Source organism: Rhodococcus sp. P4_B6, assembly GCF_056402215.1.
Map to the genome: position 1 here is coordinate 115,746 of NZ_JBFUHV010000009.1, position 25,896 is coordinate 141,641.

Annotated in this window: 25 protein-coding genes, 4 tRNA genes and 1 pseudogene; 11 read left to right on the plus strand and 19 right to left on the minus strand. The window is 68.1% G+C overall.

Features of this window, described 5'->3' with window-relative positions; translation table 11 throughout:
• Positions 1-60 precede the first annotated feature (60 nt).
• The 3 genes from dusB to AC1DWT_RS06640 all read right to left on the minus strand — a co-directional run bounded on the left by dusB (position 61) and on the right by AC1DWT_RS06640 (position 3,254).
• Positions 61-1,203 carry a tRNA dihydrouridine synthase DusB gene (gene dusB, locus AC1DWT_RS06630; RefSeq protein WP_072943055.1) on the minus strand — a complete coding sequence of 381 codons (1,143 nt, stop codon included), beginning with the start codon at positions 1,201-1,203 and terminating at the stop codon, positions 61-63.
• Between the two features lie 78 nt (positions 1,204-1,281).
• Entirely contained in the window at positions 1,282-2,238 is a 957-nt protein-coding gene (locus tag AC1DWT_RS06635) for an acyl-ACP desaturase (RefSeq protein WP_072943056.1), read from the minus strand.
• 410 nt (positions 2,239-2,648) lie between these two features.
• Positions 2,649-3,254 carry a DUF937 domain-containing protein gene (locus AC1DWT_RS06640; protein WP_095863328.1) on the minus strand — a complete coding sequence of 202 codons (606 nt, stop codon included), beginning with the start codon at positions 3,252-3,254 and terminating at the stop codon, positions 2,649-2,651.
• A 66-nt stretch (positions 3,255-3,320) separates the two neighbouring features.
• Between AC1DWT_RS06640 and AC1DWT_RS06645 the strand changes: the two genes are divergently transcribed.
• Both AC1DWT_RS06645 and AC1DWT_RS06650 read left to right on the plus strand, forming a co-directional pair.
• Positions 3,321-3,761 carry an MmcQ/YjbR family DNA-binding protein gene (locus AC1DWT_RS06645; RefSeq protein ID WP_083395621.1) on the plus strand — a complete coding sequence of 147 codons (441 nt, stop codon included), beginning with the start codon at positions 3,321-3,323 and terminating at the stop codon, positions 3,759-3,761.
• The gene (locus AC1DWT_RS06650; RefSeq protein ID WP_072943059.1) at positions 3,758-4,348 is read left to right on the plus strand and encodes a hypothetical protein; all 591 of its coding nucleotides are present in this window, start codon (positions 3,758-3,760) and stop codon (positions 4,346-4,348) included. The genes AC1DWT_RS06645 and AC1DWT_RS06650 overlap by 4 nt, the downstream gene beginning before the upstream one ends.
• 4 nt (positions 4,349-4,352) lie before the next feature.
• On the opposite strand, the gene AC1DWT_RS06655 is transcribed toward AC1DWT_RS06650, so the two are convergent.
• Together AC1DWT_RS06655 and AC1DWT_RS06660 are read right to left on the minus strand one after the other, a co-directional pair.
• Positions 4,353-5,441 (minus strand): NAD(P)-dependent alcohol dehydrogenase, encoded by a 1,089-nt coding sequence (locus AC1DWT_RS06655; RefSeq protein WP_072943061.1) that lies wholly within the window; start codon positions 5,439-5,441, stop codon positions 4,353-4,355.
• A gap of 6 nt (positions 5,442-5,447) precedes the next feature.
• Positions 5,448-5,921 (minus strand): DUF4334 domain-containing protein, encoded by a 474-nt coding sequence (locus tag AC1DWT_RS06660; protein ID WP_095863329.1) that lies wholly within the window; start codon positions 5,919-5,921, stop codon positions 5,448-5,450.
• A 122-nt stretch (positions 5,922-6,043) separates the two neighbouring features.
• Between AC1DWT_RS06660 and AC1DWT_RS06665 the strand changes: the two genes are divergently transcribed.
• On the plus strand, positions 6,044-6,634 hold the full coding sequence (locus tag AC1DWT_RS06665) for a TetR family transcriptional regulator (RefSeq protein WP_095863330.1): 591 nt from the start codon (positions 6,044-6,046) through the stop codon (positions 6,632-6,634).
• 7 nt (positions 6,635-6,641) lie between these two features.
• Here the strand turns inward: AC1DWT_RS06665 and AC1DWT_RS06670 are convergent, their stop codons facing one another.
• Both AC1DWT_RS06670 and AC1DWT_RS06675 read right to left on the minus strand, forming a co-directional pair.
• The gene (locus AC1DWT_RS06670) at positions 6,642-7,787 is read right to left on the minus strand and encodes an RNA polymerase sigma factor (protein WP_072943067.1); all 1,146 of its coding nucleotides are present in this window, start codon (positions 7,785-7,787) and stop codon (positions 6,642-6,644) included.
• A gap of 193 nt (positions 7,788-7,980) precedes the next feature.
• Positions 7,981-8,053: transfer RNA gene (locus AC1DWT_RS06675), tRNA-Lys, on the minus strand.
• Between the two features lie 330 nt (positions 8,054-8,383).
• Between AC1DWT_RS06675 and AC1DWT_RS06680 the strand changes: the two genes are divergently transcribed.
• The 5 genes from AC1DWT_RS06680 (at position 8,384) to AC1DWT_RS06700 (ending at position 10,333) form a co-directional block, all read left to right on the plus strand.
• Complete coding sequence (locus AC1DWT_RS06680) at positions 8,384-9,040, plus strand: TetR/AcrR family transcriptional regulator (RefSeq protein WP_095863331.1); 657 nt, start codon at positions 8,384-8,386, stop codon at positions 9,038-9,040.
• Between the two features lie 98 nt (positions 9,041-9,138).
• Positions 9,139-9,211: transfer RNA gene (locus AC1DWT_RS06685), tRNA-Glu, on the plus strand.
• A gap of 95 nt (positions 9,212-9,306) precedes the next feature.
• Positions 9,307-9,380 (plus strand) — tRNA-Asp (locus AC1DWT_RS06690).
• A gap of 66 nt (positions 9,381-9,446) precedes the next feature.
• A tRNA-Phe gene (locus AC1DWT_RS06695) sits at positions 9,447-9,523 on the plus strand.
• 156 nt (positions 9,524-9,679) lie between these two features.
• Entirely contained in the window at positions 9,680-10,333 is a 654-nt protein-coding gene (locus tag AC1DWT_RS06700; protein ID WP_072943071.1) for a TetR family transcriptional regulator, read from the plus strand.
• A gap of 3 nt (positions 10,334-10,336) precedes the next feature.
• Here the strand turns inward: AC1DWT_RS06700 and AC1DWT_RS06705 are convergent, their stop codons facing one another.
• From AC1DWT_RS06705 to AC1DWT_RS06735, 7 genes are all read right to left on the minus strand, one after another.
• Positions 10,337-11,074 (minus strand): ABC transporter ATP-binding protein, encoded by a 738-nt coding sequence (locus tag AC1DWT_RS06705; protein ID WP_095863332.1) that lies wholly within the window; start codon positions 11,072-11,074, stop codon positions 10,337-10,339.
• The gene (locus AC1DWT_RS06710; RefSeq protein WP_095863333.1) at positions 11,071-12,894 is read right to left on the minus strand and encodes a branched-chain amino acid ABC transporter ATP-binding protein/permease; all 1,824 of its coding nucleotides are present in this window, start codon (positions 12,892-12,894) and stop codon (positions 11,071-11,073) included. The genes AC1DWT_RS06705 and AC1DWT_RS06710 overlap by 4 nt, the downstream gene beginning before the upstream one ends.
• Positions 12,895-12,897: 3 nt before the next feature.
• Positions 12,898-13,755 carry a branched-chain amino acid ABC transporter permease gene (locus AC1DWT_RS06715; protein ID WP_095863334.1) on the minus strand — a complete coding sequence of 286 codons (858 nt, stop codon included), beginning with the start codon at positions 13,753-13,755 and terminating at the stop codon, positions 12,898-12,900.
• Between the two features lie 22 nt (positions 13,756-13,777).
• Positions 13,778-14,995, minus strand: coding sequence for an ABC transporter substrate-binding protein (locus tag AC1DWT_RS06720; RefSeq protein ID WP_095863335.1), 1,218 nt, complete (start codon positions 14,993-14,995; stop codon positions 13,778-13,780).
• A 119-nt stretch (positions 14,996-15,114) separates the two neighbouring features.
• Entirely contained in the window at positions 15,115-15,939 is an 825-nt protein-coding gene (locus AC1DWT_RS06725; protein WP_095863336.1) for an SDR family NAD(P)-dependent oxidoreductase, read from the minus strand.
• A 62-nt stretch (positions 15,940-16,001) separates the two neighbouring features.
• Positions 16,002-17,060, minus strand: coding sequence for a lysylphosphatidylglycerol synthase transmembrane domain-containing protein (locus AC1DWT_RS06730; RefSeq protein ID WP_095863337.1), 1,059 nt, complete (start codon positions 17,058-17,060; stop codon positions 16,002-16,004).
• 26 nt (positions 17,061-17,086) lie between these two features.
• A complete protein-coding gene (locus AC1DWT_RS06735; RefSeq protein ID WP_095863338.1) occupies positions 17,087-17,869 on the minus strand; it encodes an SDR family NAD(P)-dependent oxidoreductase in 783 nt (260 codons plus the stop codon).
• Between the two features lie 139 nt (positions 17,870-18,008).
• On the opposite strand from AC1DWT_RS06735, the gene AC1DWT_RS06740 reads away from it, so the two are divergent.
• Positions 18,009-18,746, plus strand: a complete 738-nt coding sequence (locus tag AC1DWT_RS06740; RefSeq protein ID WP_072943083.1) for a VIT1/CCC1 transporter family protein — start codon at positions 18,009-18,011, stop codon at positions 18,744-18,746.
• A gap of 12 nt (positions 18,747-18,758) precedes the next feature.
• Here AC1DWT_RS06740 and AC1DWT_RS06745 read toward each other — a convergent pair whose 3' ends face one another.
• Genes AC1DWT_RS06745 through AC1DWT_RS06755 form a run of 3 tightly spaced genes read right to left on the minus strand, consistent with a single transcriptional unit; the run spans position 18,759 to position 22,164 of the window.
• The gene (locus AC1DWT_RS06745) at positions 18,759-19,637 is read right to left on the minus strand and encodes a universal stress protein (protein ID WP_072943085.1); all 879 of its coding nucleotides are present in this window, start codon (positions 19,635-19,637) and stop codon (positions 18,759-18,761) included.
• Positions 19,638-19,683: 46 nt separating this feature from the next.
• A complete protein-coding gene (locus tag AC1DWT_RS06750; protein WP_095863339.1) occupies positions 19,684-21,219 on the minus strand; it encodes a CYTH and CHAD domain-containing protein in 1,536 nt (511 codons plus the stop codon).
• A gap of 45 nt (positions 21,220-21,264) precedes the next feature.
• Positions 21,265-22,164, minus strand: coding sequence for a pseudouridine synthase (locus tag AC1DWT_RS06755; protein WP_072943167.1), 900 nt, complete (start codon positions 22,162-22,164; stop codon positions 21,265-21,267).
• 195 nt (positions 22,165-22,359) lie between these two features.
• Here AC1DWT_RS06755 and AC1DWT_RS06760 point away from each other — a divergent pair, with 195 nt between their 5' ends.
• Together AC1DWT_RS06760 and AC1DWT_RS06765 are read left to right on the plus strand one after the other, a co-directional pair.
• A complete protein-coding gene (locus tag AC1DWT_RS06760; RefSeq protein WP_095863620.1) occupies positions 22,360-24,348 on the plus strand; it encodes a CocE/NonD family hydrolase in 1,989 nt (662 codons plus the stop codon).
• 40 nt (positions 24,349-24,388) lie between these two features.
• The gene (locus AC1DWT_RS06765) at positions 24,389-25,267 is read left to right on the plus strand and encodes an oxidoreductase (RefSeq protein WP_095863340.1); all 879 of its coding nucleotides are present in this window, start codon (positions 24,389-24,391) and stop codon (positions 25,265-25,267) included.
• Between the two features lie 21 nt (positions 25,268-25,288).
• Here AC1DWT_RS06765 and AC1DWT_RS06770 read toward each other — a convergent pair whose 3' ends face one another.
• Both AC1DWT_RS06770 and AC1DWT_RS06775 read right to left on the minus strand, forming a co-directional pair.
• The gene (locus tag AC1DWT_RS06770; RefSeq protein ID WP_072943091.1) at positions 25,289-25,711 is read right to left on the minus strand and encodes an organic hydroperoxide resistance protein; all 423 of its coding nucleotides are present in this window, start codon (positions 25,709-25,711) and stop codon (positions 25,289-25,291) included.
• 2 nt (positions 25,712-25,713) lie between these two features.
• Positions 25,714-25,896, minus strand: a pseudogene (locus AC1DWT_RS06775) (MarR family transcriptional regulator); the annotation flags it as partial.

Here is a 25,896-nt window from a genome sequence, read left to right on the forward strand (position 1 = left end):
ATAGTACTTATCGAACGTCGAGGCTCCCCACAAGTAGCGAGGTGACGCGCGTTCGCGCTGCTAACCACCGGAATGCATGAGGTCGGCGCCGGCGGGCACCAGGCAGTCGTCGGGGTCGTCGAGCCACCCCTCAGGGAGGGCGACCGTGCCGGGCGATCCCTGCCGCCCGCGCGGACCCTCGGCGTCCTTGGGGAACGGGATGGTCGGATCGAGCTGGACGAGGAGGTCGTCGAGTTCGGTGAGTTTGCTCACGAGGGCCATCGCGACCCGCAGTTCGGACCCGGCGGGGAAGCCCCGCAGGTACCAGGACACGTGCTTGCGCAGTTCGCGCAGGCCCTTGTCCTCGCCGTGGTGATCGGCGAGGAGTTCCGCGTGCCTGCGGATGATCGTGGCCACCTCGCCGAGGTTGGGCGGAGTGGGCTGCGGCTTTCCGTTCAGTGCCGCGCTCAGCTCCGCGAACAGCCACGGCCTGCCGAGGCACCCGCGTCCGACGACGACGCCGTCGCACCCGGTCTGCTCCATCATGCGGGCCGCGTCCTCGGCCGCGAAGATGTCGCCGTTCCCGAGGACGGGCACGTCCGTGACGTGTTCCTTGAGCCGGGCGATCTCGTTCCAGTCGGCCGTGCCGGAGTACCGCTGCGAGGCGGTACGCGCGTGCAGCGCGACGGCGGCGGCGCCCTCCCCGGCGGCGATCCGGCCGGCGTCGAGATGCGTGTGATGCTCGGCGTCGATGCCGACGCGGAACTTGACGGTCACCGGGACGTCGGTGCCCTCGGTCGCCTTCACGGCCGCCGCGACGATCCGGCCGAACAGCGTGCGCTTGTACGGCAGCGCCGCACCGCCACCCTTGCGGGTCACCTTGGGGACGGGGCAGCCGAAGTTCATGTCGATGTGGTCGGCCATGTTCTCGTCCACGATCATCTTGGCCGCCGCGTACGTGGTGTCCGGGTCGACGGTGTACAGCTGCAGGGACCGTGGCGTCTCGGTCGGGCCGAACGTCGTCATGTGCAGGGTCGCGGGCTGCCGCTCGACCAGCGCACGCGCGGTCACCATCTCGCAGACGTACAGGCCGGACGTGCTGCCCGCGCGTTCCGTCTCGAGCTCACGGCACAGCGTGCGGAAGGCGACGTTGGTGATCCCGGCCATGGGGGCCAGAACCACCGGACTGCGCAGCTCGAGCGATCCGATACGAAGGGATGACATTGACGACCTCTGGGAAAGTGCTGGAAAAAACTGTGCCCGGTACCGAATCCGGTACCGGGCACAGGATAACTGTTTAGGTCAGGAAGCCTTCTGCTCGCGCTTCTTGGCCTCGCGGGCCAGCATGCGGTCGCGCTGCTCCTCGAACTTGGTGGCCTGGCCCTCGAGGTTCTCGAGGAACTTGCCGAGGCTCTCGCGGATCTCCTCGCCGCGGGCGGTGAAATCGTTCCGCTCGAAGATGTTCCACTTGCGCAGGACGGGCATCACGACCTCTTCGAGGTGCTGACGCAAGTCGTAGATGCCGTGCTTGGCCATGAGCACACCGTTGCGCCGGAAGTTCGGCATACCGGCGCCCGGCATCTGGAAGTTCTGGACGATCATGTTGACGGCCTCGAGCGCCTGGTCGGGCGCGAGGTCGAGGGCCGCACCACACATGTTGCGGTAGAAGATCATGTGCAGATTCTCGTCGGCCGCGATGCGCTGCAGCATCTTGTCGGCGATCGGGTCCTTGCACGCCTTGCCGGTGTTGCGGTGGCTCACACGGGTGGCGAGTTCCTGGAACGTGACGTACGCGACGGAGTGGAGGAAGCCTGCGTCGACGTCGGCGGGGGAGGCGAAGCCGTTCGTCATGTGCTCCATGCGGAACTGCTCGAGCTGGACGGGGTCGACGGCGCGGGTCACGACGAGGTAATCGCGCATCACGATCCCGTGACGGTTCTCCTCGGCGGTCCAGCGACCGACCCATGTTCCCCATGCGCCGTCCTGGGAAAAGTTCTCCGCGATCTCGCGGTGGTACGACGGCAGGTTGTCCTCGGTGAGGAGGTTCGTGATCATCGCGGCCTTGGCGACCTCGTCGAGCTGCGACTGCTCGGGGTCCCAATCGGTGCCGCCCATCGCGGCGAAGTTGCGCCCCTCGTCCCACGGAACATAGTCGTGGGGGTGCCATTCCTTGGCCATGGAGAGGTGGCGGTTGACGTTCTCTTCTGCAACCGGCGACAACTCCTGCAGCAGTTCGAGTTGGGTCAGGTCCCTCGCCATGTGTAATGCCTCCAGTAGCTCAAATTTGACTTTGTTCAGCCTACGGCACCGTAAGTAGGTTGGTAAACGCCGTCGGCGGCCCGGGAACCGTCGAAGTTACCGATCCGTAATGGACCTTCCGGGATGTGTCGCCGCCACGCGGCGAACCGTTACATGACAGTGTACTGATGAGGTTGCGTGTGCGGTGACCAGCGTAATCATCCCAGGGAGAGATCATCACAGCGACGCGCGGGCAGTTGTGGACGATCACAGATTTGTGGGTCTCCACAGATTCCCCGCCCTAACTCGAGCCGTGTCGACGGTTGCGTAGGAGGCGCTTCGTCCGGCTCCGAGTCTCCTGGGAATTCGATCCACCCCAGGTGTGAATATCGACACCCTGCGGGGCGGCGGTGACCCGCCGCCCCGTCTCGCTACTTCTTTCCGCCGCCGAGCAGTCCGGCGAGCATGTCGCCCAGTCCGCCGCCCGCACCCTTCCCGAGCAGGCCACCGAGAACCCCGCCGAGCCCGCCGGAACCGCCGCCGCCTCCGAGGAGTCCGCCCAGTACGTCCCCGAGACCTCCGCCTGCCTGGCCCGCATCTTGCGGCTGCGCCTGCGGAGCGGAACCGCCGCCCGTCACCTGCTTGGCGATGTACGCCAGCACGATCGGCGCGAGGATCGGCAGCAACTGCTTCATGAGGTCGCTGCCCACTCCGCTGCCGCCGCCGACCCCGCCGAGTGTGCTCGCCACCTGGTCACGTTCGCCGCCGAAGATGTTGGACACGATCTTGTCGCCGTCGTCCGTGTCGACCTGGTCGATGTCGATTCCGCCGTCCAGCAGCGTCGTGCCGCGGTGATCGTGCAGCGCGCTCTGCAGGGACGCGGCGCCGTCCGGGTCCTCGGCGTTGGCGCCGAGCCCGCCGACGAGCGTCGGCAGCGCCGACTTCACTGCGGTCTCGGCGGTGGCCTCGTCGACGCCGAGTTGCCGGGCGATCTGGTTGATCGGAATCTGGGACAGAAGGTCGTCGATCGATGCCATGGATGCCTGCCTCGTCATGGGGCTCTTCGTCGAAACCCCCGGACTTCCGACATTAGTGAATCCCGTATGTCCGATATGCCTGTTGCGGTCGGTCGGGGTGCTGCCGACAATCGTCACATGGGCAACAACATGAGCCGCCTCGAACAGATCGCCGCCGAATTGCCCGAAGCCGTACGGGTGGACATCGCCCAGTGGGACGGGCACCCGACGTTCCGGGTGCGGGGCAAGAACTTCGTGTTCAGCGACGTGGACGCCACCCGGTTGACGGTGAAGCTCACCGTCGACGAGGCAGAAGCGGTGGTCGCGACGGAACCGGGGGCTGAGCCCGCGGGATACGGTCTCGGTAGACACGGCTGGATCGCAGTGGACGTCGCGGACGCGGACGGGCCCCGGTGGGAACAGCTGCGTGAGTGGATCAGGACGTCGTACACGCTCGTCGCGCCGAAGCGACTGGCGAAGCAGGTGCTGGACGAAGAACCGTTGCCGACGCAGGGAGACCAGTCATGACGACCGACAACAGCGCATCCACCACCACGCCGGCGAAGTCGGGACTGCCGTCGTGGGCCAAGAAGGCCATCGGGATCGCCGTCCTCCTGGTGGTGCTGGTCATCGCGTATTTCATCCTCGCGGCGTACCTCCCGCGGGCGTGGGCGCAGAACGTGGGCGGGATGGCGGATGGCAGCTTCGGCGGCGGCATCCTGTGGGGACTCTTGTTCGGCACCCTGTGCACGCTGCTGCCCCTGCTGCTGTTCCGCGGGGCGTGGCGGTTGTTCCGCAAGCGCCGGTTCAAGCCCGTGCAGATCGTGTTGCTGATCCTCGGAGTCCTTGTGGTGCTGCCCAATCTGCTGACGCTCAGCGTGGTGCTCGGCGGCAACAGCGCGGCGCACGCCGGCGAACGGATCATGGACGTCGACGCGCCCGGATTCCGCGGTGCGTCGCTCGCCGGCGCCATCATCGGGGTGGTGCTGTTCCTCGGCGTCGCCGGAGTCAGCTTCACGTACCGCAAGCGCGGTGAGGATCTCGCCGAGATGCGCGGGGACACGAAAGCGAAAGACGGGCAGGTCGGCGACGGGCCGTCACCCGCCGCGCCCTGACAATTCACCACACGAGCACGGGTTTGATCACCGTCCCCGCAGCCTGATCGGCGACGGCGCGGTTGATGTCCTCGAACCGGTACTCGGTGACGAGACGGTCGAACGGGAACCTCCCCTCGGCGTGCAACGCCAGCAACTGCGGAATGAACTGCTGCACGGACGAATCGCCCTCGACGCAGCCGCGGAGGGTCTTGCCGTTCAGCATCAGGTCCTGAATGTTCACCGCCACTTCGGGTGTGCCCAGTCCGACGACCACCGCGCTGCCTCGCGCCCGCAGCGACGACAGCGCCTGACCGATGACGGCGGGGATCCCCGTCGTGTCCAGGGTGTGGGTGGCGCCGCCGCCGGTCCCCGCGCGGATCGCCGCGACGACGTCCTGCGTCCCGGGATCGAGCGCGACCGCACCGAACTCCGCCGCGAGCGCACGCCGCGCGGGCACTGGATCGACCGCGAAAATTGTTGCGACACCTTTTGATCGGGCGGCGAGCAGCGCAGCGAACCCGACGCTGCCCGCGCCGAAGACGACCACACTCGAATCGCTGCCGGGCCGGAGCACGTTCAGTACCGCACCGGCACCCGTCTGGAACCCGCAGCCGAGCGGCGCCGCGGCGGCCAGGTCGACGGACTCGTCGACGACGACGATGTTGTCGGCCGTCGCGAGAACGTGGTCGGCGAAGCTGGACTGGCCGAAGAAGGCGGCGCGCACCGGTTCGCCGTTCCGGGTGACGGTGGCCGAACCGTCCACACGCCTGCCCGAACTGTTCAGGCGGTGCGCGTCGACGCAGTACGCCGGACCCGCACTTCGGCATTGGTCGCAGTCACCGCAGTGGCGGTAGCTGAGAATCACATGATCGCCGGGCGCTATCCCGCTCACGCGTGCCCCGACGTCGACCACGATCCCGGCACCTTCGTGCCCGAGGACGGCCGGACCGGCGGCGGTGGGGAGTGCCGCCTTGGTGACGAGGTCCGTGTGGCACAGGCCGGTGGCGACGACCCGCACCAGAACCTCGTCCGCGCGGGGCTCGTCGAGTTCGACCGTCTCCAGCGTGAACGGAGACTCGGGACCGAGGGAGAGCGCTGCGGTGACCTGCATTGGGGCTCAGTCTCTTTCGAGCAGGAAGTAGTAGTGCCTGCCGCCGTCGAGGACCAGTGCGGACTTGCCGTTCATGATGCCCATGAGGGTCGAGTCGTCGACCTTCTTGAAGTGATCGAAGATGGGGGCGCCGTCGTACACCATGGTGGCGGTGACCTCGCCCCGGAACTCGATGTTCCACAGACTGGCCTCGCCGTTGCCGCCCTCGACGTCGGAATAGAGGTTCCCGTCTGCGTCCCGGCAGATCAACGGTTTCGCGTCCTCGAGGGAGTGGAACGTCTTTCCGTGCCAGCGGCTCGCGACCAGCTTGTCGTGCAGGCGGTGCCCGGTGGCGAAGTCGTCGCCCTTCCAGCTGCCGAGGATGTCCTCGGCCCGCACGGTGTCGAGTGCCGCCCACACGGCGTCGAGTTCGTCGGGGGAGACGCCGGCGTCGCGCTGTCGAAGCTCGTGGAACGTGCTGCGGGCCTGATCGATGTTCATGGTCGTACCTCGGGTTCTCGTGCGGACGGGAAGGTCGAAGAGTTTCCGAACCAGATTGTTCGTCAACTGCGCAGGCTACGCCGAACCAAATGGTTCGGCAACGGGCAATTTAGGATGTCGGCATGCGATCAGCGGGAGAAGCCACGCGCGACCGGATCCTCGCCGCGGCCAAGGACGAATTCGCCCGCTACGGAGTCGCCGGGGCCCGGATCAACCGCATCGCGGAGGCGGCCCGGGCGAGCAAGGACCGCCTGTACGCGTACTTCGACAGCAAGGAAGCGCTGTTCGACGCCGTCATCCAGCAATGGATCGTGGAGACGACGGAGCAGACGGCACTGCGGGGCGACGATCTGCCGGGGTATGCGGGCCGCTTGTTCGACGACTACGTGGCGCACCCCGAGAACGCACGGCTGCAGGAGTGGGCCGACCTCGAGATGCGGGAACAGATCGCGGACAGCGACGCGCGGATCGTCACCCTGCGGCCCAAGGCCGCCGAGATTCGCCGAGGGCAGCAGGAGGGGTTCGTCGATCCGTCGTGGAACGCAGGCGAACTACTGCTCGTGATCACCGACGTCGTCCGATCGCTGGCCACCGCGCCGGGCGGCAAGAAGTCAGGGGAACGCACGGTGGCGCAGCGGCGGCAGACCGCCGTCGAGGCCGTTCGGCGGTTGATCCGGGTGTCCTCGGTGGAGGACGCGCCGCGCCGCGGGTGAGTGCCGCTCAGCTCCGCAGTAGCGCGTTGAGTCGGGCGGCCTGACGCGTGAGGTGGTCTCGTTCGGGGAGATTGGGCGCCTTGTCGGCCGCCTCCGCGTAGAGCCGTGCCGCCGTTGCCAGGTCGCCGTCCCGCTCGCGGAGATACGCCGCGACCGCGGTGTGACGGGGCAGTGCGTCGTCCAGCGCCGCGAGTGCGGCCAGCCCGGCGCGCGGGCCGTCGGCCTCGCCGACCGCGACGGCCCGATTGAGGCGGGCCACCGGGCTGTCGGTGAGGTGCACCAGTTCGTCGTACCACTCGACGATCTGCACCCAATCGGTCTCCTCGGCCGTCCGGGCGTCGGCGTGGAGCGCGGCGATGGCGGCCTGGGCCTGGAATTCGCCCAGGCGGTCGCGGGCCAGGGCCGCCTGGAGGATGTCGACGCCCTCGGCGATCAGACGGGTGTCCCACAGGCTGCGGTCCTGCTCGGCGAGGGGTACGAGGCTGCCGTCGGGGCCGGTCCGTGCCGGGCGCCGCGCGTGGTGAAGCAGCATGAGCGCGAGCAGACCCGCGACCTCCGGATGGTCGATCGCGGCCGCGAGCTGACGGGTGAGCCGGATCGCCTCGGCGGCGAGGTCGACCTCGCCGGAATACCCCTCGTTGAACACCAGGTAGAGCACCCGCAGCACCGTGGCGACATCGCCGGGCTGGTTGAACCGGACGCCCGAGACGGTCCGCTTGGCCCGGCTGATGCGCTGGGCCATCGTCGCCTCCGGAACCAGGTAGGCCTGCGCGATCTGACGCGTCGTCAGGCCGCCGACCGCGCGCAGCGTGAGCGCGACGGACGATGCCGGTGTCAGGGACGGGTGCGCGCACAGGAAGTACAGCTGGAGCGTGTCGTCGACCGCCTCGGCCGGTCCGGGCACCGGCTCGGCCTCGATGCGTTCCTCGCGCTGCCTGCGGGAGGAGTGGGCGCGGGCGGTGTCGAGGAACTTCCGCCAGGCCACGGTGACCAGCCAGCCCTTGGGATCCCGCGGCGGGTCGTCCGGCCACACGCGCACGGCCTCGACCAGGGCGTCCTGCACGGCATCCTCGGCCTCCGCGAAGTCGGCTCCGCGGCGGACGAGGATCCCGATCACAGCGGGGGTGAGGGTGCGCAGTGCCGCCTCGTCCACTGGCGAACCTCCTTGGTGAGGTACGGCCCATTGTGGCCGTGTTCACTGCGGGGACGGAGCCGGCCGCGGATTCTCGACATCCCGCGACCAAGGTGAGCACGTCGCCGGGTCGACGGGTGGTCACATGGTGACCACTCCGCCGCTCCGAACGCGTCTATCGCACTACCTGACCAGGATGAACCGGTCAGGACGGTGCCCCCAGTAGGGCTCGAACCTACGACCTGCGGATTAAAAGTCCGTAGCTCTACCAACTGAGCTATAGGGGCGCGGGGCCAGAGTCTAGTGCGCAGACGGTGACCGAGAGAACAGCACCCCCGGCACGGCGCGCCGTGCCGGGGGATGGAAGTGGTCGGCTCGGGTGCGCACCCCCTGCAGCGCACCCGAGCCGACCCAAATTATACCACTTGGTGTGTTTTCGGCGGCGGTCCGATTTCGGGTGAATAACGGGTGCAAGGTTTGTTTTATGGAAGTTTTCATGATCTAAAGACTGCTCTGTTGGTTCTTTCAAAACGGGGATACTGTTATGTATGGCTCCAAGCTCGCCCCTGCAGGGCGAAAAGCGGGGGTTACTACATTTGGGAGAGGGATTCACCGTCATGGCACGTCAGCAGGAGCGTGCGCGACGCACTCGCGCTGCACTGGTGGAGTCGGCCGCGATCGAGTTCGCGAAGCGCGGCTATGCGGCGGCGTCGGTCAACACGATCCTCGAGGGCTCGAACGCCACCAAGGGGGCGATGTACTTCCACTTCCAATCGAAGGAAGAACTCGCCCGCGCCGTCCTCCAGTCCGGGGTGGAGCAATTCACCGCCCTGACCGACAGGTGGACGAGTCGCACGGACATCGGGCCCTTCGAGGCGCTGCACGGTTTCGTGATCGACCTGGCGAAGCTGTTTCATTCGAGCGTCATCGTGCGGGCCGAGTTCCGGCTGATCGTCGAACCCGAGTTCTACCCGGACGTGCAGTCCGGTGGCTCGCAGGTGTGGGGGCGCACCGCGCACGCGTTCGCGATCCGCGCCCAGCGGGACGGGTCGCTGCGCGCCGATGCCGACCCGGAGAAGTTCACCCGGGTCCTGGCGGCCTCTCTCGCCGGCCAGCGGTACATGTCCGACATGACCGCGCTGGAGGGCGACCTCGGTACACGGTTCGTCGAATCGCTCGAAGTGATCCTCGCGGCGATGGCTTCACCCGAATGGCTGGAGAAGTTTGCGCGGGACGGATGGCCGGATTCCGGGTCAGAACTGCCCGATTCGTAGTCTGACCTGGCGATTTGGGAAATTCTCGATCCGTGTCCTAAGCTATCCAAGCTCCCAACGGAACGCCGTTGAGGTACTGGTTCGGAGAAATCCGACGGGCCCCCTTCGTCTAGCGGCCTAGGACGCCGCCCTTTCAAGGCGGTAGCGCGGGTTCGAATCCCGTAGGGGGTACGTTTGACCGGTGTCGAGCATGCGGTATGGTTCGACGGCAGTAAAAGTGACACGCAGTAACGCTCTACACTTGTAGAGCACAGCAGGACAAGCAAGGCCCTGTGGCGCAGTTGGTTAGCGCGCCGCCCTGTCACGGCGGAGGTCGCGGGTTCGAGTCCCGTCAGGGTCGCAAGTGTGTTGCCGATACACGGTATCGGCAACACAATGCGATAGGCATTCGGTTCGGGTGCCGTCCGGCCAGGTAGCTCAGTTGGTACGAGCGTCCGCCTGAAAAGCGGAAGGTCGCCGGTTCGATCCCGGCCCTGGCCACCACGATTCACAGAAACTCCGTTGTCGAGAACGTCGACAGCGGAGTTTTTTCGTTCCCACCCCACGTGAGTGCCAAAGTGTGGGGGAACACACTTTGGCACTCACGTGGGGCTACCGTCGCGCGACGCCGGCGAAGTGACTGTCGCTAGGCTGACGTCCATGAGCACTGCTGAAGAGCCGCTGACGGCGGGCCGCGACGGGCTGTTGTCGTTGCTCCGCAACGGGCAGCTGCCCTCGCGCGGGGCCAAGGCCCCGCAGCGGGAGCGTTACCAGCGGATCGTCGCCGCGGCGATGGAACTCGCCTCCGAGGGCGGGTACGACGCCGTGCAGATGCGCGCCATCGCGGATCGGGCGGGCGTCGCGCTGGGCACCGTGTACCGGTACTTCCCGTCGAAGAACCACATGCTGGTGATGGGCCTCCTGATGGTGTTCGAGGGCATGCGGTCCCGGTTCGAGAACGTCACCATCCCCGGCGACACCCCGTCGGAGCGGATCCTGTTCGTGCTCCGGAAGAACACCGAGGTCCTCGAGAAGGACCGGCCGCGGTACGAGGCCCTGGTGCGTGCGTTCATGTTCGCGGACGCGTCGGCCTCGGCCGAACTGGATGCGTTCGGCGCCCTGATGACGGAGATGTTCGCCAAGACCATCGGTGTCGAGCAGATCTCCGACGACCAGTTGAACGCCATCCGCGTGATCGGCGACGTCTGGATGTCGAGCCTGGTGTCCTGGGTGGCAGGCCGCATCTCGGTGGACGAGGTGATGGCGCACCTGGGGCTCGCGGTTCGTCTCGTGTTCCGCCGCCTCGGCGGCTAGTCGTCAGCCGACGCGCCCGAAGTAGGCGTCCCGGATCACCGCCCTGTCGTCGATCTCGCCCGCATCCGCGTCCATGACGACGCGTCCGACGTCGAGGACGGTGACGTGATCGGCCACGCTCATCGCGGCGTCGACGGCCTGCTCGACGAGGAGCACCGCCAGCCCGGCCTCCTTGAGAATGTTCACGCGTTCCATGACCTCGCCGACGATTACGGGCGCCAGCCCGCCGGACGGCTCGTCGAGCAGTAGCAGGGTGGGTTTCGCCATCAGCGCCTGCCCGATCGCCAGCATCTGCTGCTGCCCGCCGGACATCGCACCGGCGAGCAGGCCGCGTTTCGCGCCGAGGACGGGGAACAGGTCGTAGATCCGCTCCACCTCCTCGCGGACGGCGGACCGTCTCATCCTGCGGACGTACCCGCCGAGAATCAGGTTCTGTTCCACGGTCTGCCGGTGGAAGACCCGCTTCCCCTCCTGCACGTAGGCCATTCCCTGGCGGACCCGCCGGTGCGGCGCCACCTTCGCGATATCGCGGCCGTCGAACTCGATCGTCCCGGCGGACACCCTGTTCAGCCCCGAGATGGCACGCAGGGTGCTGGTCTTCCCAGCACCGTTCCGGCCGAGCAGTGCGGTGACCTTGCCGGGCCACACGTCGAGCGAGACGTCCCACACCACCCGCAGGTCGCCGTATCCGGATTGCACGTTCCGCAGGCTCAGCAGCGGTGTTGCAGTCTGATCGCTCATGAGGTCGCCTCTCCGGCCAGTTCCGTGTCCTCGGCGACGACGCCGAGGTATTCGCTGAGTACGCGAGGGTTGTGTTCGATCTCGGAGGGTGGACCTTCGGCGATCACGCGGCCCTGAGCGAGCACGACGATGGTGTCGGCGAGTGCCAATACCAGGCGGAAGTTGTGCTCGACCAGCACGATCGTGCAGCCGGCGTCGCTGAGTTGACGGATCAGGCCGGCAAGGCGCTCCACCTCGTCCTCGTCGAGGCCGGACGCCACCTCGTCGAGCAGCAGGACCCGCGGTGCGGCGACCACCGACCGGGCGACCTCGAGCAGCCTCCGCATTCCCAGGGGGAGTGCGGTTGCGGTCTCGTCGCGTAGATGCGACAGCCCCACGACGTCGAGTGCGCGTTCCGCCTCGGCGATGTCGGCGGCGCGGACCCTGTGATGACGGGGAAGCCGCAGGACGGTCGAGAGCATCGAAACCCGGTCGGTGCTGTACCGACCGGAGGCCACCGCCTCGAGGACGGTGACGCCGTCGGGGATGTCGGGTGTCTGGAACGTTCGGGCCACGCCGCATCCGGCGACCCGTTCCGGCGCCTTGCCCTGGACCTCGGTGTCACCGATCAGGATTCGACCGCTGTCGGGGCGGTAGAACCCGCAGATCATGTTCAGCATCGTGGTCTTGCCCGAGCCGTTCGGTCCGATCAGCGCGGTGATGCTGCCCGGTTCCGCTCGCAGCGATGCGTCGTCGAGTGCCTGGTTGCCGCCGAATGCCTTCGAGATGCCGTCGACCACGAGCACCCGACCCGGCATCGGGTCCATCGCCGATCGATCCGTGCCTCCGGGGCGGGCGTGTGTTCCACGGCCGGTCAGGCCCGCCGCGCGGTCCAACCGTGCCGTCGCCTGCTTGGCGACCTTCGCGAGGCCACCACTGAGGAGGACGCCGCCGAGGATCAGGAATCCGCCGTAGAAGACGAGGGCGTACTGCTGGAACTCGGACGACTGGTTCGGGCCGAGTTGCATGATCGCCGCCCCGACCGCCGCGCCGTAGACGCTCGTCGCGCCCCCGAGGATGCACGCCGCGAGAACTGCTGTCGCGAACGTGAATCCGAACGCTTCGGGGGAGACGTACATGTCGATGTTCGCGAACAGGGCGCCCGCGAGGCCGGCGGGGAACGCGCCGATCGCATAGCCGAGAAGCTTCATCCGGAACACCGAGATGCCCACCGAGGACGCGAGGACGGGGCTCTGTTTGAGGGTGCGGAACGCAATGCCGTGCCGGGAGGCCACCAGGTTGCGCAGGACCGCGAACCAGAGGATCGCGACGATGACGACCACCATGTAGAACCGGTCGGCGTCGATCGCCTCACCGAACAGGGTGGCCGGTTCGATCCCGCTGAGTCCGTTGCGGCCGCCGGTGGTGTCGCCGAAGACGGCGATGATGTCCGGCACGAGGAGGACGAGGAAGAACGACGTCATCGCCAATGACCAACTGCCGAGCCGCAATCCCGGGATTCCGGTGACGATGCCCACCGCGAGCGCCACCAGCCCCGAGGCGGCCAACTGCAGCACGATGTCCGTGTATCCGGCGATCGACATGAGCCCGGCGGTGTACGCCCCGGCCGCGTACATCGCGGCCTGGCCGAGCGCGAGTTCCCCCGCGTAGCCGAGGCTGAGATTGAGGCCGCTGACGACCAGCGCGAGGATGCAGGCGAGTTGCACCTGCCGGGACAGCGCGAAGCCCAGACCGAACTCCGGCAGGAACAGCACGAGGAGGCCGACGGCGAGCGGGAAGAGCCAACCGGGGGCCGATCGAATCAGGCGCCACAGAGCCATTGTTCACACCACCCGTTCCCGCGTCCGGCCGAACAGTCCGGCCGGACGCACCATGAGGATCGCGATGAGGACGACGAAGACCGCGATGTTGCTGTACTGGCTGCCCAGGTCGAGAGCGGCGAACGACTCGGCGAGTCCGACGGTCAGGCCGCCGACCAATGCGCCGGGGAGCGAGCCGAATCCGCCGATCGCCAGGGCGACGAAGCCCTTGATCGCCAGCGCCGAACCCAGGGTGGCCACCGCGAACGTCTTGGGACCCACGAAGAGCCCGAGGAAACCGGCGAGCGCTCCGGAGAAGGCGAACGCACCGAGGGCCAGCGCCCGGACGTTGACACCGCGCAACAGGGCGGCTTCGCGGTCCTCGGAGATGCCCAGGAGGGCGAGACCGGTCATGGTCCGGGTGCCGACCCGTCCGAGGACGACCACCAGCACGACCGCCAGAATCAGCAGCACGATCTCGACCGGATATGTGCGGCCGCCGAGGACCGTGATCGGGTCGTTCGAGCCGAAGAACGGGACGGTGAGCGGTTCGCTTCCCCAGATCAGCTGCGTCGCACCGTTGATCAGTGTCGCGGCGCCGAGCGTGGTGACGAGCTGATTCTGGTGATCGCGGACCGGCCGGACCGCGACGATCTCCTCGATCCCGGCCAGGATCATCACGGCGACCGTGGCCGTCACCGCGACGACGAGGATGGGCAACTTCAGGGTGACCAGGCCGGTGTAGGCGACGAAGGTGCCGACCATCATCAGCTGGGCCTGAGCGAAGTTGAACGTGTGGGACGAGATGAAGACGATGTTGTAGCCGATCGCGACGAGCGTGTAGACCGCCCCGAGCGCGAGGCCAGACCAGACTATGGTCACCGATATCTCCTGTGGGTGGGTGTCACGCGCTCGGGTTTCCGTACTGGCCGTTCAGGAGTGGGCTCGGCGGCACGAACTTGTACGCTTCGTCTCCCGGTTTCGACGCGTGCGAGTCTGCCGAGAAGTGATAGGACGGCGAAAACGCGGTCTCGGCGCCGTCGAGGACTTCCTGGTTCTCGAGCGCCTCGGCGAGGGCTTCGGGATCGGACGAGGAGCCGGCCATGTTCGCGGCGGCCACGACGAGGGGCAGTGCGTCGTAATTGTCGGCGAGGATCAGCGTCGACGGGATGTCGCCCATCGCCTTCATGTTGTCGACCATCGTGTTGACGGCGGTGTCGTTCGCGTCGTAGACCGTGCTCGACAGCACGTGCATGACCAGGTTCGCCGTGGCCGGAGTGCCGAGCACGCCTTCCGGTGCAGCCTTCGAGACCAGCGACGTTCCCGCGACCGACGTGTTTCCGACGAGCGGGATGTTCCAGTCGAGCCGCTGAAGGCTCGCGAGGAGGTATCCGAGTGGTGCCCCGTAGGCGTCCACGACGAGCGCCTGCGTGCCCCGGTTCTTGAGCGATTGCAGTTGTGCCGTCATGTCGAGTGCCGCGGTGTCGTACTCCTCGGATCCGGTGCTGCTCACCCCTGCTTCGCTCAGCGCGTCTTCCATCGCCTGTCCGAACACTTCGCCGTAGGCACTACTCCCGTGGACGACGCCGACGGACTGGTATCCCTTGCCCTTGATGTATCGCGCGATGGTCTCGGCGTTCTCGGCCGGTCCCGAGGCGAGGTCGAAGTTGAGCGGGTACTTCTCCGGATTCGCCGAATCCTCGGTGGGTCCGATGTTGAACGAGAGGATCTTGTTCTGCGCGAGGATCGGCAGTGTCGCGGTGGTGATGGTCGACGGACCGGAATTGAGGAAGAGGTCGGGCTTCTTTCCCGACGCGATGGCCTCCCGCAGTTTGGACACGGCCGTGGTGGCGTCGCCGGCGTCATCGACGACGGTGATCTCCACTTGGCGTCCGCCGACGCCGCCTGCTCGGTTCACGGCCTCGGCGCTCGCCTTCGCCGCGAGCACGGACGTCTGCGCGTTCGCGGCGAGCGCGCCCTGCCCGCTGATTCCGCCGGTCACGAGCACCCGATACGGTCCGCCGGCGGCGTCGGCGTCGTCTGCGCCCGCCCCGGAACACCCGGTGAGCGCGAGTGTGGTCGCGGCGAGCGCCGCTGTGAGAGCTGAGGATCGAATTCGCATGGGCGCCCCTTTAGCGTAAGCAAGCAAGTGCTTGGTTCGGCAAAAGGTAGCAGAACTAACGGTCGATGTCCGCGGAATGTCTCACTCGGCGGGAGGATTTCGCCCGGAACGTGCCGAACTCAGCGAAACGACTGCCGGATCACCGGTTCTCGCCGTTCGAGGATGGTGGCGGTGTGCTGCCGGACCATCGTGTCGAGGTGCTCACCCTGCGGTGCGAGCCAGAAGTCGCCGCGGTCGATGCCCGCGAAGACCAACTCCGCGAACGTGTCTGCGTCGAGTCCGTCGGTGTCGAGCAATTCGCGCATCTGCGTGACCATCCGATCGACGGCCGGATGGGAGACGGCCCCGAACGGGTTGTCGAACACGGATGTGACGACGGGCCCGGGTGCGAGCACGCTCGCGGACACCGCGGCGTCGATCATGCTCAACTCCATCTGCAGGCATTCGGTGATCGCGACGACCGCGAATTTCGATGCGCTGTACGGCGACATCATCGGACCGGGCGCGAAACCGCCGACCGACGCCGTGTTGACGACGCGGCCGGCGCCGCCCTGATCGAGCATCCGTGGAACGAACGCGCGGATTCCGTTGACGACGCCCGTGATGTTGACGCCGAGTGCGGCGTCCCAGTCGGATTCGCCGAGTTGCCAGAGGAATCCGGCCCGCATGATGCCGGCGTTGTTGAAGAGCAGGTCCACCCGGCCGAACGAGTCGAACGCGAGTTCGGCCAGGGCGTGGACGGATCGGGAGTCGGACACGTCGGTGACGCAGGTGAGGGCGCCGCCCAGGTCCGCGGACGCACGGTCCAGTGCGGCCGCGTCGATGTCGGCGAGCACCACGGCCATGCCGCGGGCGTGCGCATGCCGGGCGATCCCCGCGCCGATTCCCGAGGCCGCGCCGGTGACGACGACAACCTGCTTCTCATCTGATTCCGGTTCCGTCACGGCTCGACGGTAGGACCGTCGACGGCGGCCTCGGCCCGGCGCTCTCGCTCAGCGGGAGGGATTCACGTGCCGCGACCCCACAGTGGTTCGAGGTCGGGGCCCTCCTCGCCCTGCTGCGCACCCCGGAAGCGCACCGCGAAGACGATCCAGCCGATGGCGGCCATCAGCAGGAAGCTGACCAGCCGGTAGACGACGATCGCGGACACCGCTTCGGAGCCGGCCATTCCGCTGGCGGTCAGGGCGGGCACCAGCACGGCGTCCATGACACCGAGCCCGGCGGGCAGGAGTGGGATGGCCGAACCCGCGGCGTTGCCCGCCGCGTACGCGACGGCGAGCCCGGCGAATCCGGGATGGGCGCCGACCGCGTAGCACGCGAACGCGAGGCACGAGGCGTCTGCGATCCAGTTGAACAGCGACCACCCGAACGCGCGGGCCGTGTCGCGGCGATCCATCCGGACGGCGCTCATCTGGTCGACGATGTGCTTCCACTGGCGAACCCCGGTCAGCGGAGGCTTCTTTCGCAGCGCGTTGACGCCGCGCAGCGCGGTGATGCCCACGCCCTCGAGTGCGTCGGGTCGTGACGCGGCGTACTGGGCCACGACGAGGAAGGCGCACAGGCCGCCGAACGTGAAGATCAGCGAGAACGGGTTGGTCTTGGCTCCGACGAGCAGTGCGCCCGCGAGTCCGACGAGCGCCAGGCCGATCGCCTGAAGGACGCCGGCCATCACCAGTTGCCACGTCGCGATCACCGGCGACGCACCCCAGAGCCGCGTCTGCCGGTACGTGAACGTCGTCGCGAGAACCGGGCCGCCCGGCAGCGTCACGCTCATCGAGTTGGACGCGAACGTCACCGCCAGCGACTGCCGCTGCCTGATGTGCACACCCGCGACCCCCAGCAGGCAGCGTTGCACCCGGGCGAAGCTCGACATCGACGCCAGCGACGCCACGACGGCCGCGGCCACCCAACCCCATTTCAGGTCGCCGAGGTTCTGGACGCTCTCGGACAGGTCCGGCCAGATCAGGACGATCTCCACCGCGAGCACCACGACGAGCAGGCCGCCGATCACCCATTCGACACGACGCCTGCGGGGCGTCGGGCGGGTGTCTTCGGCGTCAGTCATACGCGTCCATTACACATGGCGGGTGATCAGACCGTGTATCCGCCGTCGACGTCGAGCTTCTGCCCGGTGACGAAACCGGCCCGGTCGCCCGCGAGGAAGCAGACGGCCTCGGCGACGTCGGCGGCGGTGCCGAACCGGCGTAGCGGTATCCGGCTCATCGCGGCGTCGAGTGCGCGTTGATCGAGTTCTTCGGAGGTGATCAGCCGCTCGGCCATGCCGTCGGTGAGCATCCCCGGGCCCACCGAGTTGAAGCGGACGCCGTAGCGGCCCTCCTCGGCGGCGAATCCCTTGACCAGTTGTTCGATCGCGCCCTTGGTTCCCGGGGAAAGGCCGTCGCGCACCGGGAAGCGGCTGGTGGCCGCGGTCGTGACGGCGACGACGGAACCGGAGGCGTCCCGCAGCGCGGGCAGGGCGGCCTTGACGACGGTGAAGAACGCGACCGCCTCCTGCTCGAGGTGTTCGGCGTAGTCCCGGGGAGCGACCTCGGACAGGTGGATCATCGGGACGTGCGGTCCGGCGGCGTGTACCAGGATGCCGAGGCCGCCGAAGTGTTCGACGGTCTGCTTCACGACGCTCGCGACGCGCGGCTGGTCCGTGAGGTCGGCGGAGAACGCCTGCGCGGCGACGCCGCTGCCTTCCAGTTCGCCGACGAGGTCCGCGGCGACGTCGGCATTGGACCGGTAGGTGATGGCCACGTCGTGGCCGAGGGTCGCGAGTTGCCGTGCGATGGCGGAGCCGATGCCGCCGGTGCCGCCCGTGACCAGTGCGGCGCAGCGATTTCGAGGGGTGCTGGTGGCGGGTGTCGCCATGAGGAACTCCAAGCGTGTGAGGGAATCGCGTCCCTAACCTAGCAACTGCTTGGTTTCGGTGTGCTGGGAACCGTGCACCGAAGCCCAGCGCAGCCTTGCCTGGCTATCCGACCAGGCCTTTTCGTCTTAGCCTGAACGCATGTCAGCGCAGAACGCCGAGCGGGCCGAGCCCTCGCGGCACCCCGACGAGCCGCATGCACCCAGTCTGGCGAGCCGCCTCAACTGGTTGCGGGCCGGTGTCCTCGGCGCCAACGACGGCATCGTGTCGACGGCCGGTCTGGTGGTCGGGGTGGCGGCGGCCACCACCGAGCGATCGGCGATCTTCACCGCCGGATTCGCCGGTCTCGCGGCCGGGGCGGTGTCGATGGCGCTCGGCGAGTACGTCTCGGTGAGCACCCAGCGTGACACCGAACGTGCGCTGCTGTCGAAGGAGCGTCGCGAACTCGCCGAGACCCCCGACGCCGAGTTCGAGGAACTCGTCGAGATGTACGAGGACAAGGGGCTGCGGGACGAGACCGCCCGGACGGTCGCCCGCGAACTCACCGATCACGATGCGTTCGCCGCCCACGTGGACGTCGAACTGGGCATCGATCCGAACGATCTGACCAACCCCTGGCAGGCCGCGGGATCCTCGGCGCTCTCGTTCACGCTCGGCGCATTCGTCCCGCTGCTGGCGATCCTCTTACCGCCTGTGCACCTGCGGATTCCGGTGGCGTTCGTCGCGGTGCTGGTCGCGCTCGTCCTCACGGGCACCGTCAGTGCGGCCCTCGGCGGCGCCCGGCGCACCCGGGCGGTACTCCGCGTCGTGCTGGGCGGGGCGCTCGCGATGATCGTCACCTACGGGATCGGTCAGCTGGTGGGGACGAGCATCTCCTAGCCTCGGCGACCGTCACTCGTTCCGGCAGATCATGACCGGGCAGGTGGCGTGGTGGAGCAGATTCTGACTCGTCGAGCCCATCAGCGCGCCGAGCAGCGGTCCCCGGCCGTGGCTGCCGACGACGATCAGCTGGGCGTCGGCCGAGTGCCGCAGGATGACGTCCGCGGCGGCGCCCTGCTCGGCCACCCTGGTCACGGACACGTCCGGGTATCGTTCCGCCTCGCCCGCGAGGCCCTCGGAGAGCAGGGCCTGCTCCTCCTGCTGCACGGCATCCCAGTCGACGAGCAGGCCGGTGCCGCCCGCACCGGGGGAGCCCTGCCAGGTGTGGACGGCGCTCAGGGGCGCCTCGAAGAACGACGCGAACTCGAAAGCGTGGGCCACCGCGTCACCGCTGAGGTCGCTTCCGTCGACCCCGACCACCACCGGACGCTGGTCCGGCGCGGTGACCTCGCCCCGGAGGACGGTCACCGGGCAGGGCGCGCGGTTGACCACGTGCAGCGCCGTCGAACCGACCAGCACCGAACGGAACGCGCCCGCTCCCGTGGACCCGAGCACGATCAACCGCGCCCAGTCGGCGGCCTCGAGCAGCGCGGTGCCTGCCGGACCGGGACTGATGGTCGTCTCGATCTCGAGACCGGGGAACTTCGGCCCCAGCAGCCTCTTCGCCGTCCCGATGATGGCTTCGCCGTCCTCGCGCAGCTGACTGAGGAACTGCGATTCCAGCATGATCGCCGCCGGGCTGTACAGCGGACCGTCCTGCGGCAGCGCGTGCACGAGCGACAGCGTGGCACCCCACTTCGACGCGACTGAGGCACCCCACAGGGCGGCGGCGGTGGAGGCGTCGGATCCGTCCAGGCCGACGACGACGGAATGACTGGCGGGTGTGCTCACGTCCGGATCCCTTCGCTCACGCTGGTGGGTACTCCCCGACTGTGCCCTACTTCCAGACTTTTCGGGCCACCTTCTTCGCGCTCTTCCACTCCGGTTTCAGATCGGCTGCCAGTGCGTCGCCGCGGTCGAGTTCACGCTGCAGCAGCATTCCGAGGCCCAGGCTCGACTCGGCGGAGTGCTGATCCTCCGCCACGGCCGCGAGGATGTGCTCCCGTGCGACGACGGCGTCCTGGTAGTCGCCGAGTACGTCCTGAAAGCCTTTGAACTTCTTCTGCGCGCGGGCGGACGCCTTCGGTGTCAGTGACCGCGTCGACTCGATCGCATAGCGCAATCGTTTGGCGCGCTTACGCGCTCGGTGCGTCAGTTCGTCGCGCTCGGCCCGGGTGGTCGCGGCCGCCGCCTTCCCCACGCGCCCGTGGACGGACTTCGACAACGTGCGCAGGGTTTTCGCGGCGGTCTTCTTCGACGGACCCGAGCCCGCCGACGACTCGACGGCGGCGAGGAACGTGTCGAGCCCGGCGAGCAGGTCGAGGTAACGCTGGGAGTTCAGGGCGGCCAGCGCCCCGGGCCGGGCCGCCGCGGCGAGTCCCGAGAAGTATTCGTCGAGACGCGCCCGCACGACCTCGCGGTCGGGTATCTCCTCGGCGTCACCCAGCCGATCCACGAGCCGGCTCCACTGCACCTCGGTGTCCCGCGCCGGGCCGAGGGCCTGGCCGACCCAGCGGAGTTCGGCGATCAACTCGTCGACCGTCTCCTGGTCGCGCAGGCTGGACCCGTACACCTGGAGGACACTCCGGATCCGCCGGGCCGAGACGCGGAGGTCGTGGACGGACTCCTCGAGGTCGCGCCGCACGCCGAGGTCGGCCGTCACGAGAGAATCCTTCTGCTCGGCCAGATACTCCAGCAGCAGCGTCCGCGGCGCGGACCGCTTCTTCCCGCGCACGGGGGCCGGGGTGCCGCCCACCGCGTCGCCGAGTGCCCGCCGCAACTTGGACGGCGCGTCCGAGCGGGTGATTCCGGCATCGGTCAGCCGGGAGTCTATGGCGTCGAACAGCTTTCGGTCACCGGCCGCGAGTTCGACTTCGATCTCCCGCCACACCCGCTCGTCGGTTCCGGTGCCCGTCTCGGGTACGGCGGCGATCACGACATCCGACACGACCTCGGCGAGCGTCGTGCCCGCCGCGTCCACGAGCCGTTGCCGCTCGCGGTCGGTGCTGATGAGCGCGACCGGGTTCAGGGCGGCGCCCCGGGTGAAGGCCGTGAGCAGTTCCGCGAACTCGCCGGGCACCTCCGTTTCGGGGTGCTCGGGGTCGGGTGCCAGCTGCAGCTCGGTCCGCTCGTCCGCGCCTGCCGGGATCTTCAGATGCCAGCCGGCGTCGTCGCCGCCTTCCCGGCGGCGGAGCGTGATTCCGGAGCGGAGCAACAGCAGTTCACCCGTGTCGTAGTACAGGGCGGACAGCTGGACGGTATCGCGCCGGGGTTCACCGTCGACGCCCGGAAGCCCCGACAGCGCCGGGAGCTGCTGCTCGGATGTCGCTTCGTACTTGCGTTCCACTTCGGAGACGGACGTCGCGGTACTCATGTCACCATCCTTCCGGCTGAGCGGGCCGGGCGAAAGAAGCCGAGGTCATAGCGGCCAGTCGAGGCTCCGGAGGCTCGCGAAGCGTCGTGTGACGCCGGAGCAGGGGTCGACGAACTCGACGGAACGGGACAGCAGCCGCAGCGGCGTCGAATAGTCGTCGGCGGCAACGTCGTAGAAATCGGGATAGAAGTTGTCGCCGTGGATCGGGATGCCGAGCGAACTCATGTGCACCCGCAACTGGTGCGTCTTGCCGGTGTGCGGAAGCAGCCGGTACCGGGCCGCGTCGCCGTGGACCTCGAGCAGTTCGATCCGGCTCTCGCTGTTGGCGGGACCGTCCACCTCGTACGCCTTCAGGACCCCGCGTTCCTTGACGATTCGACTGCGGACCGTGGCGGGCAGCGGGAGATCGGGGTCGTAGCGGGCGACGGCCTCGTACTCCTTGGTCACCCGGCGCTGATCGAACAGCGACTGGTAGTCGCGCCGGACCTCGCGCCGCACCGTGAAGATGAGCACTCCGGCGGTCAACCGGTCGAGCCGGTGCGCGGGTGTCAGTTCCGGGAGGTCGAGGTCTCGACGCAACCGGACCAGCGCCGACTCGGCGACGTACGCGCCGCGCGGGGTGCTGGCCAGGAAGTGGGGTTTGTCCACGACGAGGAGATTCTCGTCGCGGTGGAGGATCTCGATCTCGAACGGCACCCGCTTCTCGACCGGCGGATCCCGGTACAGGTACACGAATCGGCGGGGCGCGAACGGCGTGGACTCGGTGATCGGCTGCCCGCGCTCGTCGACGACTTCGGCCGTGTCGACCTTCTCGCGCAGGCGGGTCTCGTCGTGCGGAAAGCGTGCGACGAGGTATTCGAGCACGGTGGCCCACGTGCCGGTGTCCGGCATCCTCAGCCGCGTCGGGTTGAGGCCGTCGCGGACGGGAAGTGGGGCGTCGGGCACGTTCGTCACGGTAGTCGAGTGGCGGGCAAAACCCGTCGTTGACCGCGGGGGGACTCATGGTTACTATCCGGTAAGTTTGTGACGCGGGCCACCCTGATGGTCGCTGAGGCGCGTCATCGGAAGATTTTCACGGGGGTCGTGGTGATCGTGCGTCGACGGGCGTTTCGTCCGGGTGCGGTGGCAGTTGCTCTTGCGATGGCGGTGGGTCTCGCTGTCGTTCCGGCGGTGACGGCGTCGGCGGATCCGACGGGGGGAGTCGCGGGCGCCGCGTGGAACGCCGCGGTCGACGCGCCCCCCAAATATCCGGTGATCGCGATCGACTGGGACGTCCCCATCACGATGACCGACGGAACGGTGTTGAAGGCCAACGTCTATCGCCCCGCGGACGCCTCGGGCACGCCGATCGACACGAAGATGCCGTCGGTCCTCAATGTCACGCCGTACACGAAGCTGGTCGGCAACCTCGTCGATTCCGTGCTGGCGGTGCCGGGGCTCGAGGACACGGTCGTCGATCTGGTGAACTCCTTCGATCTCGCCGGAACGCCGCTCGACGGCGTCGGGGAACTGGCGAAGGTGCTCACCGGCGGCGGCATGCGCGTGTTCGGCGTCAACCGCGACCTCGTCCGGAACGGATACACCCAGGTGGTGGTCGATGCGCGCGGCACCGGCTTCTCCCAGGGCGAATGGCAGGCGCTCGGTCCGCTCGAGCAGCAGGACTCCGTCGAGATCATCGACTGGATGAGCAGGCAGGGGTGGTCCGACGGCAAGGTCGGGATGGCGGGCGTGTCCTACTCGGGAATCAACTCGCTGCAGGCCGCGGGGCATCGGCCACCGGCGTTGAAGGCGATCTTCCCCACCGAACCGGGCAACGACCTGCTCCGCGACATCGTCGGGACGGGCGGTGGCCTCGGCGTGGGATTCATGCCGCTGTGGCTGTCACTCGTCAACGGTCTCAAGTTCGTTCCCGACGTCCAGGCGCTGGCTCAGGGGAACTTCGACGAGCGGTGGCTGCAGGACCGGTTGCGCGATCCGCTGACCCTTTTCCCGGCGCTCATCCAGGCGATGACCGCGACGCAGATCGGCGATCTCGACCCCGGCACGCTGCGGGTGGCGCAGGACGGCCAGTTCTACGAGGAGCGGAAGGCGCAGGCGGGGAACGTCGACGTGCCGACGATGCTCTACGGCGCCTGGCACGACATCTTCGCGAACAGCGAACCGCGGGTCTACAACGACATTCCGCTGCCCGCCGGGGAGAAGCAGCTGATCATGAGCGACGCCTACCACGTCTCGTTCGGGGGCGGCTTCGGCGAGCCGGGTGCGCCGCCGCGACTCGACGTCCTCGAACGGGCGTGGTTCGACAAGTGGCTGAAGGGCATCGACAACGGCATCGACGAGTACGGCCCGGTCACGCTGTACCAGCAGGGCAACGGCTGGACCACCACCGATCAGTTCCCGCGGGCCGGTGTCGACTACCAGCGGATGTACCTGTCGGGTGCCCCGAGCGGCACCGCCGGGCACGCCGCCCACGACGGCAGCCTGGTGCCGGCGAAACCCGGCGACACGGCGCAACTCACCGTCGCACCCGGACTCCGCGGGCTCTGCTCCCGCGACGGAACGCAGGGCACCGCCGGCGCGGCCGTCGTCTTCGGATCGTTGTGCAGCAAGGACTCCCGCTTCAACGAGGCCGAGGGCCTGACGTTCACCAGTGCCCCCGTCACGCAGCCGACGGAACTGTCGGGTCCGGTCAACCTGCACCTCGAAACCGTGCTCGACGCGCCGGACGGATTCTGGGCGGTGACGCTGAACGACGTCGCGCCGGACGGCACGTCGACCGCGCTCACCAACGGTGCGCTCACCGCTTCGATGCGGGCGGTGGACGATTCGAAGAGCACCAAGTCGGCGAACGGCGACTACACCGAACCGCACCACTCTCTGACGGTGGCCGCGCGGCAGCCGCTGGTTCCGGGTGACGTGACGCCGGTCGACATCAACTTCGTGCCCACCGACGCGGTCCTCGCGCCGGGGCACCGGTTGCGCGTCGACGTGTACGCGGGCAGCATTCCCCGGTACCTGCCGCTCGGACCGATTCTGGCCGACAGTCAGCTGAAGCCGCAGCACGTGGCGTTGTCGCCGGACCGGCCGAGTTTCCTCAATCTGCCGCTGGTCGGGGCGCAGACGTGGTGACGGGTTCACGACGCGTCCCGAGATCCGTAGGGTTGACGGCATGACCAAGTGGACAGCTTCGGACATCGTCGATCAGAGCGGCCGTACGTTCGTCGTCACGGGCGCCAACAGTGGTCTGGGGGAGGTGGCCGCGCGGGCACTGGCCAAGGCGGGAGCCCACGTCGTGCTGGCCTGCCGCAACACCCACAAGGGTGAGGTGGTCGCGCGGTCGATCGGCGACAACGCCGAGGTGCGCCGTCTCGACCTGTCCGACCTCGCGTCGGTGCGCGAGTTCGCCGCCGGCGTCGATTCCGTCGACGTGCTCGTGAACAACGCCGGGGTGATGGCGGTTCCGCAGCGAAAGACGGCCGACGGATTCGAAATGCAGATCGGCACAAATCATCTCGGGCATTTCGCGTTGACCGGACTGCTGCTCGGCAAGATCACCGATCGGGTCGCCACGATGTCGAGTGCGGCACATCAGGCGGGAACGATACATCTCGACGATCTCAACTGGGAACACCGCAAGTACAACCGCTGGAGCGCGTACGGGCAGTCGAAACTCGCGAATCTGCTGTTCACGTACGAATTGCAGCGCAGGCTCGCCGCGGCGGGGTCTCCCGTCACAGCGGTGGCCGCGCACCCCGGCTACGCGTCGACCAATCTGCAGGCGCACACCGAGTCGGTGCAGGACAAGCTGATGGCGGTCGGCAACCGGATCTTCGCGCAGTCGGCGGAGATGGGGGCGCTGCCGATGTTGTTCGCGGCCACCGCCCCCGGCGTGATCGGCGGAAGTTACATCGGGCCGGACGGCCTGTTCGAGCAGCGTGGCCACCCGAAGGTGGTGGGCTCCAACAAGAAGTCGCGGGACGAGCAGACCGCGAAGGGGCTGTGGTCGCTGTCGGAGGACCTGACGGGCGTCGAGTACAAGTTCGGGTGACCCGACGCCCGCGCAGGATGCTCAGTCTTCGGTGACCTCGAGGGTGACGTCGACGTTGCCGCGGGTGGCGTTGGAGTACGGGCACACCTGATGTGCCTTCTCCGTCAGTTCGAGTGCCTCCGCGCGCGGCAGGTGGGGGAGGGACACCTCGAGGGTGACGGCGAGGCCGAATCCGCCGCCGTCCGTGGAGCCGATCCCGACGCGGGCGCCGACGGCCGAGTCGGCGATGTTGGCCCCGGCCTGACGGCCGACGAGCTGGAGCGCGGAGTGGAAGCAGGCCGCGTATCCGGCGGCGAACAGCTGCTCGGGGTTGGTGCCGTCGCCGGACCCGCCCATCTCGGTGGGGATGGCGAGGTTCAGGTCGAGCCGGCCGTCGGACGTGCGGGCGTGGCCGTTGCGGCCTTCCCCGGTTGCGAGGGCTTCGGCGGTGTAGACGATCTTCATGGTTACTTCTCTCCTGTAGGGGTTTCGAAACTGTGGAGCGATTCGGTGAGGCGCGWCAGGGTGTCGCGCAGGGCGACGAGTTCGCCGACGCCCATGCCCGTGGAGCGGGCGAGTTCGGTGGGGATGCCCTCCGCGGCGGTGCGGAGGCCCGCGCCCTTCTCGGTGAGGTGGATCCCGACCCGGCG

Bases quoted from the DNA above. Each gene is read 5' to 3' on its own strand.
- dusB (WP_072943055.1), bottom strand. From the start codon at position 1,203: ATGTCATCCCTTCGTATCGGATCGCTCGAGCTGCGCAGTCCGGTGGTT.
- AC1DWT_RS06635 (WP_072943056.1), bottom strand. From the start codon at position 2,238: ATGGCGAGGGACCTGACCCAACTCGAACTGCTGCAGGAGTTGTCGCCG.
- AC1DWT_RS06640 (WP_095863328.1), bottom strand. From the start codon at position 3,254: ATGGCATCGATCGACGACCTTCTGTCCCAGATTCCGATCAACCAGATC.
- AC1DWT_RS06645 (WP_083395621.1), top strand. From the start codon at position 3,321: ATGTCCGATATGCCTGTTGCGGTCGGTCGGGGTGCTGCCGACAATCGT.
- AC1DWT_RS06650 (WP_072943059.1), top strand. From the start codon at position 3,758: ATGACGACCGACAACAGCGCATCCACCACCACGCCGGCGAAGTCGGGA.
- AC1DWT_RS06655 (WP_072943061.1), bottom strand. From the start codon at position 5,441: ATGCAGGTCACCGCAGCGCTCTCCCTCGGTCCCGAGTCTCCGTTCACG.
- AC1DWT_RS06660 (WP_095863329.1), bottom strand. From the start codon at position 5,921: ATGAACATCGATCAGGCCCGCAGCACGTTCCACGAGCTTCGACAGCGC.
- AC1DWT_RS06665 (WP_095863330.1), top strand. From the start codon at position 6,044: ATGCGATCAGCGGGAGAAGCCACGCGCGACCGGATCCTCGCCGCGGCC.
- AC1DWT_RS06680 (WP_095863331.1), top strand. From the start codon at position 8,384: ATGGCACGTCAGCAGGAGCGTGCGCGACGCACTCGCGCTGCACTGGTG.
- AC1DWT_RS06700 (WP_072943071.1), top strand. From the start codon at position 9,680: ATGAGCACTGCTGAAGAGCCGCTGACGGCGGGCCGCGACGGGCTGTTG.
- AC1DWT_RS06705 (WP_095863332.1), bottom strand. From the start codon at position 11,074: ATGAGCGATCAGACTGCAACACCGCTGCTGAGCCTGCGGAACGTGCAA.
- AC1DWT_RS06710 (WP_095863333.1), bottom strand. From the start codon at position 12,894: ATGGCTCTGTGGCGCCTGATTCGATCGGCCCCCGGTTGGCTCTTCCCG.
- AC1DWT_RS06720 (WP_095863335.1), bottom strand. From the start codon at position 14,995: ATGCGAATTCGATCCTCAGCTCTCACAGCGGCGCTCGCCGCGACCACA.
- AC1DWT_RS06730 (WP_095863337.1), bottom strand. From the start codon at position 17,060: ATGACTGACGCCGAAGACACCCGCCCGACGCCCCGCAGGCGTCGTGTC.
- AC1DWT_RS06735 (WP_095863338.1), bottom strand. From the start codon at position 17,869: ATGGCGACACCCGCCACCAGCACCCCTCGAAATCGCTGCGCCGCACTG.
- AC1DWT_RS06740 (WP_072943083.1), top strand. From the start codon at position 18,009: ATGTCAGCGCAGAACGCCGAGCGGGCCGAGCCCTCGCGGCACCCCGAC.
- AC1DWT_RS06750 (WP_095863339.1), bottom strand. From the start codon at position 21,219: ATGAGTACCGCGACGTCCGTCTCCGAAGTGGAACGCAAGTACGAAGCG.
- AC1DWT_RS06760 (WP_095863620.1), top strand. From the start codon at position 22,360: ATGGCGGTGGGTCTCGCTGTCGTTCCGGCGGTGACGGCGTCGGCGGAT.
- AC1DWT_RS06765 (WP_095863340.1), top strand. From the start codon at position 24,389: ATGACCAAGTGGACAGCTTCGGACATCGTCGATCAGAGCGGCCGTACG.
- AC1DWT_RS06770 (WP_072943091.1), bottom strand. From the start codon at position 25,711: ATGAAGATCGTCTACACCGCCGAAGCCCTCGCAACCGGGGAAGGCCGC.